Raw genomic sequence first — 7880 nt, 5'->3', positions numbered from 1 at the left:
TGGTGGAGCAGGACGCCAAAGCTGCCAATCTCCCCCCTTGCGGGGGAGATACCTGGCAAGGCAGAGGGGGGTGCCTCGCGCGATCCTTTCCTGTCGGCAGCCTCAGCACTGGCAGCAACAATCCTTGTCACGGCAATCACCCTCCCTGCTCTCGCTGACCCACTCCCCGCCGGCTTTGTCCGGCTCGCCGATGTCGACCCCTCGATCCGCCAGGACATCCGCTACGCCGGATCGGATAATTTTCTGCACCGCAAGGTGAACGGCTATGGCGCCCCGGTCTGCATCCTCACCGAGGATGCGGCGAAGGCACTCTCCGCTGTCCAGAAAGCGATCGCGGCCAAACACCTGACCCTGGTGGTGTTCGATTGCTACCGCCCTGCCCGCGCCGTCGCCGACATGGGCGAATGGACAAAACAGGGCGGGCCGCCCGATCCGCAATGGTATCCGGAGGTCAGGCGCAGCGACCTGATCGCCAAGGGCTATGTCGGAGAGTTGTCGACTCATTCACGTGGCTCGACCGTCGACGTCGCCGTCGCCCGGATGGACCGCAGGTCCAGCCCGAACCCGGCCTGCGGCACCGGGGATGCCGACACGCTCGATTTCGGTACCGGTTTCGACTGCTTTGATTCAATGAGCGAAACCGCATATCGCGGCCCTGCCAGTGAAGCGGCGGCAAATCGCAAGATGCTTGTCGAAGCCATGCGCGCGGGCCGCTTCAAGAACTATGCAAGGGAATGGTGGCACTTCACGCTGAAAAGCGAACCGTTCGCCAAACAGCGTTTCGACTTTCCCATCACCGCCGATTGAGGCACCGGATCAAATTCCACACCTTGCCTCGGCACTACCCATTGCTAGATAGGCTGAGTGGCAGGGCCATGGATTCTTCCTTTGGCCGCAAGAGGAAAATATTTCTCCAAAGGACGAAATGGCGCCGAACATTTTCTCAAGAGGGGCAAAAAAGGCAACATTGAATGCATCTAATTTCTACCAATTCGGTAGATTTGGCGCGGGTTCAACGGAGGCAGAAATGACCAAACCTCATTTCAGGAAACTGCTCGGCGCACTGGTCGCCACATCTGTCCAGTTCGGCACGCTCGGTTTCGCGTTTGCCGATACCACCATTCTCAACGTCTCCTACGATCCGACACGCGAGCTCTACAAGGCCTATGACGAAGCTTTCGTCGCCCATTGGAAGGCCGAGACCGGAGAGACGGTCACCGTCCAGCAGTCGCATGGCGGATCGGGCGCCCAGGCCCGCGCCGTGATCGACGGCCTCGACGCCGATGTGGTGACGCTGGCACTCGAAGGCGACATCAATGCCATCGTCTCGAAGTCGAAGAAGATCAATCCGGACTGGCGCACCAAATTCGAAAACAATTCGGCGCCCTACACCTCGACCATCATCTTCCTCGTGCGCAAGGGCAATCCCAAGGGCATTCACGACTGGAGCGACCTCGTCAAGGACGGTGTCCAGGTGATCACGCCCAATCCCAAGACGTCCGGCGGCGCGCGCTGGAACTATCTCGCCGCATGGGCCTACGCCAACGCCAATGACGGCGGCGACGAGACCAAGACCAAGGAGTTCGTCGGCAAGCTCTACGCCAATGCCCCGGTGCTCGACACCGGCGCGCGCGGCTCGACCGTGACCTTCGCGCAAAAGGGTCTCGGCGATGTGCTTATCGCCTGGGAAAACGAGGCCTATCTGGCGCTCGACGAGTTCGGTGCCGACAATTTCGACATCGTCTACCCGCCGACCTCCATCCTGGCAGAACCGCCGGTGGCAGTGGTCGACGCCAATGTCGATGCCAAGGGCACGCGCAAGATCGCCGAAGCCTATCTGAGCTGGCTCTATTCCAAAGAAGCGCAGACGATCATCGCCAAGAACCATTATCGTCCTGCCAAGCCCGATCTGGTGCCGGCCGAGGACCTCGCCAAGCTGCCGCCGATCAAACTTGTAACCATCGACGATCCACAGTTTGGTGGCTGGAAAAAAGCACAGCCTTATCATTTCGGCGATGGTGGTATATTCGACCAGATCTACAAGCCCCAGTAAGCAGTCGATATTCAGGACGACATGACCACAGCACCCGCCCAAGCGGGGTGGCGATTCAGGCAGCCGAGCGTCATTCCGGGTTTCGGATTGACGCTCGGCTTCTCGCTTGCCTACCTCACCCTCATCATCCTCATCCCGCTATCCGGGCTGCTCTGGCGCTCGGCCGCCCTTGGCTGGCCTGAATTCTGGGCGATCGCCACCGATCGCCGCACCATCAATGCGCTGAGAATCAGCTTCGGCACTGCCTTCGTCGCGGCTGCTGTCAACGTCGTCTTCGGCACGCTGGTCGCATGGGTGCTGGTGCGTTACCGCTTCCCCGGCCGCCGCATCGTCGATGCCATGGTCGATCTGCCCTTCGCCTTGCCGACGGCTGTGGCCGGCATCGCGCTGACCACGCTCTACGCGCCGAACGGCTGGATCGGCAAATTGCTGATGCCGCTCGGCATCAAGGTCGCCTATACCCCGCTGGGTATCGTCATCGCGCTGATCTTCATCGGCCTGCCCTTCGTCGTGCGCACCGTGCAGCCGATCATGGAGGAGATCGACAAGGAAGTGGAGGAAGCCGCGGCCACCCTTGGCGCCAATCGTTTCCAGATCATCACCCGCATCCTGTTTCCGGGCCTGGCGCCGGCCATCGTCACCGGCTTCGCGCTCGCCTTCGCGCGCGGCGTCGGCGAATACGGCTCGGTCATCTTCATAGCCGGCAACTTGCCCTACAAATCAGAGATCGCGCCGCTGCTGATCGTCATCCGGCTGGAGGAATACAATTACCCGGCGGCAACCGCGATTGCGGCGATCATGCTCGCCCTGTCATTCATCATGCTTTTGGTCGTCAATCTCGCACAGTCGTGGAGCCGCAAGCGCTATGGCTGATCCGGAGATCAAATCCTACGAACCGCACCATGAAAGCCAGTCGGCGGCGGTCACGGAAAGCCGCCCGGCGCGTCTGGCCCTGATGGCCGTCGCCTTTGCCTTCCTCGGCATTTTCCTGCTCTTGCCGCTGATCATCGTCTTCAACGAAGCCTTCGCCAAGGGCATCGGTGCCTACACCGAAGCGCTCGGCAATCCCGACACACGCTCGGCGATCCGGCTGACGCTGCTGGTCGCCGCGATCTCGGTACCGCTCAACATTGTGTTCGGCATCTCCGCCGCCTGGGCGATCGCCAAGTTCGAGTTCAAGGGCAAGGCCTTCCTGACCACGCTGATCGACCTTCCCTTCTCGGTCTCCCCGGTCATATCGGGCCTCGTCTATGTGCTTCTGTTCGGCGCCCAGGGGCTGCTCGGCACCTGGCTGAAAGCGCATGGCATCGTCATCCTGTTTGCCGTGCCGGGCATCGTGCTGGCCACAATCTTCGTCACCTTCCCCTTCGTCGCCCGCGAGTTGATCCCGCTGATGCAGGAGCAAGGCAATGGCGACGAGGAGGCAGCGCTTTCGCTTGGCGCCAATGGCTGGCAGACCTTCTGGTACGTGACCTTGCCCAACGTCAAATGGGGGCTGCTCTACGGCGTGCTCCTGTGCAATGCGCGCGCCATGGGCGAGTTCGGCGCGGTCTCGGTGGTGTCGGGCCATATACGCGGCCTGACCAACACCATGCCGCTGCATGTCGAAATCCTCTATAACGAGTACAACGCCGTCGGCGCCTTCGCCGTCGCTTCATTGCTTGCGGGCCTGGCGCTCGTCACGCTGGTCTTGAAAACACTTCTCGAGATGCGCTACGGCGCCGAGATCGCCGCGACGCGCGGACACTGACAGAGGGATTTGCATGGAAGTTCGCGTTGCCAACGTGCGCAAGGAGTTTGACCGGTTTCCGGCCCTCCACGACGTGTCGCTCGATATCAAGTCGGGCGAACTGATCGCGTTGCTGGGGCCGTCCGGCTCCGGCAAGACGACGCTGCTCAGGCTGATCGCCGGACTGGAGCGGCCGACGCGCGGAAACATCTTCTTCGGCGACGAGGACGCCTCGCACAAGTCGATCCAGGATCGCAATGTCGGCTTTGTCTTCCAGCACTATGCGCTGTTCCGGCACATGACGGTGGCCGACAATATCGGCTTCGGCCTGAAGGTCCGGCACGGGCCGTCGCGCCCCCCGGCGCAGGAGATTCGCCGCCGCGCCTCCGAGCTTCTGGACCTTGTCCAGCTGTCGGGGCTGGAAAAGCGCTATCCGGCGCAGCTTTCCGGCGGCCAGCGGCAGCGCGTGGCGCTGGCGCGGGCTATGGCCATCGAACCCAAGGTGCTGCTGCTCGACGAACCGTTCGGCGCGCTTGACGCGCAGGTGCGCCGGGAATTGCGCCGCTGGCTGCGCGAAATCCATGACGCCACCGGCCACACCACCGTCTTCGTCACCCACGACCAGGAAGAGGCGCTGGAGCTTGCCGACCGCGTCGTGGTGATGAGCCAGGGTCGCATCGAGCAGGTCGGCACCGCCGACGACATCTACGACACGCCGAACTCGCCCTTCGTCTACGGCTTCATCGGTGAATCGAGCTCGCTTCCCGTCAAAGTCGAGAATGGCGAGATCTGGCTCGCCGACCGTCCGATCGGGCTTGCCGCGCCCAACGAGCCCTCGGGCGATGCGACGCTCTACTTCCGCCCGCACGATGTCGAATTGCTGGACGGCTGCAGCGGCTGCATCGCCGGCACGGTCGCCGCCAGCCGCCGCGTCGCCGGCACGCGCCGGGTCGAGCTCGAGATCGGTGGTGAGCGTCAGCGGGTCGAAATCGAATTGCCGGTCGATCATCCCGCGGCGCAAAAAAGCCGGGTGGCGTTCCGCCCCGGCCGCTGGAAGCTTTTTCCGGCGGCTTGATTCTCGGCTCAAGCGCTACGCCAACCAGTTTTCGACCTTCAGATTCCTGATCCGGGTGAACTCTCCCGTGTTGGGCTGCGGTTGTTGCGAAACAGCTTCGCCTCCTTGGGCGGCGTTGTTGAATGACGGTTCTGGGGCATGGCGGCAGCTCTTTGTATATGCCTTTTGTATATGCCATGCAGCACCGCAAACAAGGCGCAGAAAAACTCCGACGAAGATAGCCATCTCCTGGAACAGAATTCCAACAGGTGCCAACTTAGGCGATATATTTTCCCACGACGAGGCCGCGAACCGACAGCGCATGCCTCGTCGCGCATGATACGTCACGGCTATGGTCCGACCATCAACGCATTGCATCGGAGCCTGTTTTCATGAAACGATTTTTCCTCGGGCTTGCCACCGTCGCCGGCCTGTTCCTTGCATCCTCCCAAGCCTGGTCGGCCGACAAACTGCTCAACGCATCCTATGATGTCGGCCGCGAACTGTTCGTGCAGGTCAACAAGGCTTTCATCGCCCAGCATCCGGGCGTCACCGTGGACCAGTCGCATGCCGGCACTTCGGCGCAGGCACGCGCCATCGCCGAGGGTCTTGGCGCCGACGTTGTTACCTTCAACCAGGTCATCGACATCGACTTCCTGGTCAAGAAGGGCCTCGTCTCGGCCGACTGGCAGAAGGATTTCCCTGACAATGCCTCGCCCTTCTATTCTCTGCCTTCGTTCCTTGTCCGCGCGGGCAACCCCAAGCACATCAAGGACTGGAACGATCTCGTGCGCGACGACGTGCAGGTGATCTTCCCAAACCCGAAAACATCCGGCAATGCGCGCTACACCTATCTGGCGGCCACCGCCTACGCCAAGGAAGCCTTCAAGGGCGATGACGCCAAGGTGAAAGAGTTCATCACCAAGCTGTTCAACAACGTGCCGATCTTCGACACCGGCGGCCGCGCCGCGACCACCACCTTCGTGCAGCGCGAGATCGGTGATGTGCTGATCACCTTCGAGTCGGAGACGCGCGGCATCCGCAAGGAGTATGGCGACGACAAGTTCGAGCAGGTTACGCCTTCGGTCAGCCTGCTGGCCGAATTCCCGGTCGCCATCGTCGACAAGGTTGCCGACGATCACGGCACGCGCGATCTGGCCAAGACCTATCTCGACTTCCTCTACACACCGGAGGGCCAGGACATCGCCGCCCGCAACGGCCTCAGAGCCCGCGACGCCGCTGTGGCGGCGAAATACAAGGCCGATTTCCCCGATGTCCGGCTGCTGACGGTGGAAGACGTTTTCGGCGGCTGGGACAAGGTGCAGAAAGAGCATTTCGCCGCCGGCGGCCTGCTCGACCAGACCTACGGCAGCCGCTGAGGCAGCGATACCTGCACAGCAGACGAAAAAGCCGGCGCGCTGCCGGCTTTTTTCGTTTTTGAACGCCGATAACCTGGTTATCAGCGGAATATCCGCGTTCTCAGTGCAAAACGTTACAAAGAATCAACGCGTTTATGCCTAACGTGCAATTGGGTGGCTGTTTCGCGAAACATCACCGCGCGGCGAAGACGTCATTATTTGCACACAAACAGTCGCCAGATGCGAGTGGTTGGGGCTTTTATGGGTTGATCTGGGCATGCTGACAAAAAAAGGCAAATACGGCCTCAAGGCCCTCGTGCATCTGTCTGGCCTGCCGGCCGGCCAATTGGCCTTCGTCAATGACATCGCTGTGGCCAACAACATCCCGAAGAAATTCCTCGATGCCATTCTGGGCGAGTTGCGCAATGCCGGCTTCGTCCAGAGCCGCAAAGGCAAGGAAGGCGGCTACCGCCTTGCCCGGCCGGCCTCCGAAATCAAGATCGGCCATGTCGTGCGCGTGCTTGACGGGCCGCTGGCGCCAATCCCTTGCGCCAGCCGCACGCAGTATCAACGCTGCGAGGATTGCGACGAGGCGACCTGCCAGGTCCGCCACATGATGCTGGAGGTGCGGCAGGCAATCGCCGAAGTGCTGGATAATCGCAGCCTCGCCGCCATGCGCGATGCCGACAATGACGATTTCCCGGTCGAGCTGACGTCGCAGATCTAAACCACCGACTTCAAGCCGATCGCGTTCAGATAGAGATTCCTGCATTGAAGGAGAGGTTCTCCAAATCTCGGGTTGCGAAGCTCGAAATCACGGAGAACCTCATGCAGTTTTGGCCTATCCGTTCACATTAGACGCGGCCTCGAATACAGCGCGTGCGGACGTCGTACCCGCTACGTGCTCCGTACCCACCACACCGAGGTCCATCCATCCCGCATTCACGGCCTCGAACATTTCTTCGGCAGGTCCGGAGTGACCCTTCGGGATGCCGAATTGCTCGAACGCTTCCGCCCACCCCGCACGCGGAATTGCAAAGGCTTTCACGGCGAGATTCAGGACTTCACCCAACTGCTCCGCGACTTCATCCGCGGTGACCATCGAACCGATCTCGACGATGCGCTGCCCTGACCACGTCGACCCGGTCAAAAGGGTTGCGACCTCTGCGCCGATGTCGTTCGTCGCAACCATGGTCGATTTCCGGTTTGTCGGATTGTAGTAGACCGGTAGCATTCCGCCCTGCGCGACCTGCAAGCCGTAGAGGAAATTTTCGAAGAATCCCCCCGCGCGCACAAATGCGGTTGGCGATGTCAGGCCGCGAAACCCTTGCTCCAGAAGCGACAAGGCCGCGATCACCCCGTGCCCGCTTGTTCTGTTCGCACCCATCGACGAAAGCGCGACCACTCGCGGCGGCGCTGCCTTGGTCAGAGCCTCGACATAGCTAGCAATCACGCTCCTCGCTTCTTTGTAATCGGGCGACGGCGCCCAGACAGGGGGCAACATGACGAACGCGCCTTCGACGCCTTTGAGGGCTCGCTCGATGGCTGCCGAATCATTCCAGTCGCCGTCTACCAGTTCCACGCCCTGGTTCGCCCAATTGGCCGCCTTGTCGCGGTTGCGGATGAGTGCGCGTACCTCCTTGCCGTGCGCCAGCAGATGCTCTGCCGTTGCGCCGCCAACTTTTC

At 61.4% G+C, this 7880-nt stretch carries 8 protein-coding genes; 7 read left to right on the top strand and 1 reads right to left on the bottom strand.

What is annotated here, in order from left to right; all coding sequences use genetic code 11:
• Positions 1-21: 21 nt before the first annotated feature.
• The 7 genes from EN991_RS14630 to EN991_RS14600 all read left to right on the top strand — a co-directional run bounded on the left by EN991_RS14630 (position 22) and on the right by EN991_RS14600 (position 6921).
• Positions 22-807 carry a M15 family metallopeptidase gene (locus EN991_RS14630; protein ID WP_245460969.1) on the top strand — a complete coding sequence of 262 codons (786 nt, stop codon included), beginning with the start codon at positions 22-24 and terminating at the stop codon, positions 805-807.
• A gap of 220 nt (positions 808-1027) precedes the next feature.
• On the top strand, positions 1028-2053 hold the full coding sequence (locus EN991_RS14625) for a sulfate ABC transporter substrate-binding protein (RefSeq protein WP_013530876.1): 1026 nt from the start codon (positions 1028-1030) through the stop codon (positions 2051-2053).
• A 21-nt stretch (positions 2054-2074) separates the two neighbouring features.
• Entirely contained in the window at positions 2075-2926 is an 852-nt protein-coding gene (gene cysT, locus EN991_RS14620) for a sulfate ABC transporter permease subunit CysT (RefSeq protein WP_013530875.1), read from the top strand.
• A complete protein-coding gene (gene cysW, locus EN991_RS14615) occupies positions 2919-3803 on the top strand; it encodes a sulfate ABC transporter permease subunit CysW (protein WP_013530874.1) in 885 nt (294 codons plus the stop codon). The genes cysT and cysW overlap by 8 nt, the downstream gene beginning before the upstream one ends.
• A 13-nt stretch (positions 3804-3816) precedes the next feature.
• Positions 3817-4857 (top strand): sulfate/molybdate ABC transporter ATP-binding protein, encoded by a 1041-nt coding sequence (locus EN991_RS14610; RefSeq protein ID WP_013530873.1) that lies wholly within the window; start codon positions 3817-3819, stop codon positions 4855-4857.
• A 371-nt stretch (positions 4858-5228) separates the two neighbouring features.
• Entirely contained in the window at positions 5229-6215 is a 987-nt protein-coding gene (locus EN991_RS14605) for a sulfate ABC transporter substrate-binding protein (protein ID WP_013530872.1), read from the top strand.
• 256 nt (positions 6216-6471) lie between these two features.
• Complete coding sequence (locus EN991_RS14600) at positions 6472-6921, top strand: Rrf2 family transcriptional regulator (RefSeq protein WP_013530871.1); 450 nt, start codon at positions 6472-6474, stop codon at positions 6919-6921.
• A gap of 114 nt (positions 6922-7035) precedes the next feature.
• On the opposite strand, the gene EN991_RS14595 is transcribed toward EN991_RS14600, so the two are convergent.
• On the bottom strand, positions 7036-7880 hold an 845-nt coding region (locus EN991_RS14595), incomplete at its 5' end, for an NmrA family NAD(P)-binding protein (RefSeq protein WP_127369016.1).

The organism is Mesorhizobium sp. M7A.F.Ca.US.005.03.2.1, assembly GCF_003997795.1.
Classification (GTDB): domain Bacteria; phylum Pseudomonadota; class Alphaproteobacteria; order Rhizobiales; family Rhizobiaceae; genus Mesorhizobium; species Mesorhizobium ciceri.
The sequence above is the reverse complement of the archived record's forward strand: the minus strand, read 5'-3'. Positions and strand labels throughout refer to the sequence as shown.

Coding starts and splice junctions, on each gene's coding strand:
- EN991_RS14625 (WP_013530876.1), top strand. CDS start 1,028: ATGACCAAACCTCATTTCAGGAAACTGCTCGGCGCACTGGTCGCCACA.
- cysT (WP_013530875.1), top strand. CDS start 2,075: ATGACCACAGCACCCGCCCAAGCGGGGTGGCGATTCAGGCAGCCGAGC.
- cysW (WP_013530874.1), top strand. CDS start 2,919: ATGGCTGATCCGGAGATCAAATCCTACGAACCGCACCATGAAAGCCAG.
- EN991_RS14610 (WP_013530873.1), top strand. CDS start 3,817: ATGGAAGTTCGCGTTGCCAACGTGCGCAAGGAGTTTGACCGGTTTCCG.
- EN991_RS14605 (WP_013530872.1), top strand. CDS start 5,229: ATGAAACGATTTTTCCTCGGGCTTGCCACCGTCGCCGGCCTGTTCCTT.
- EN991_RS14600 (WP_013530871.1), top strand. CDS start 6,472: ATGCTGACAAAAAAAGGCAAATACGGCCTCAAGGCCCTCGTGCATCTG.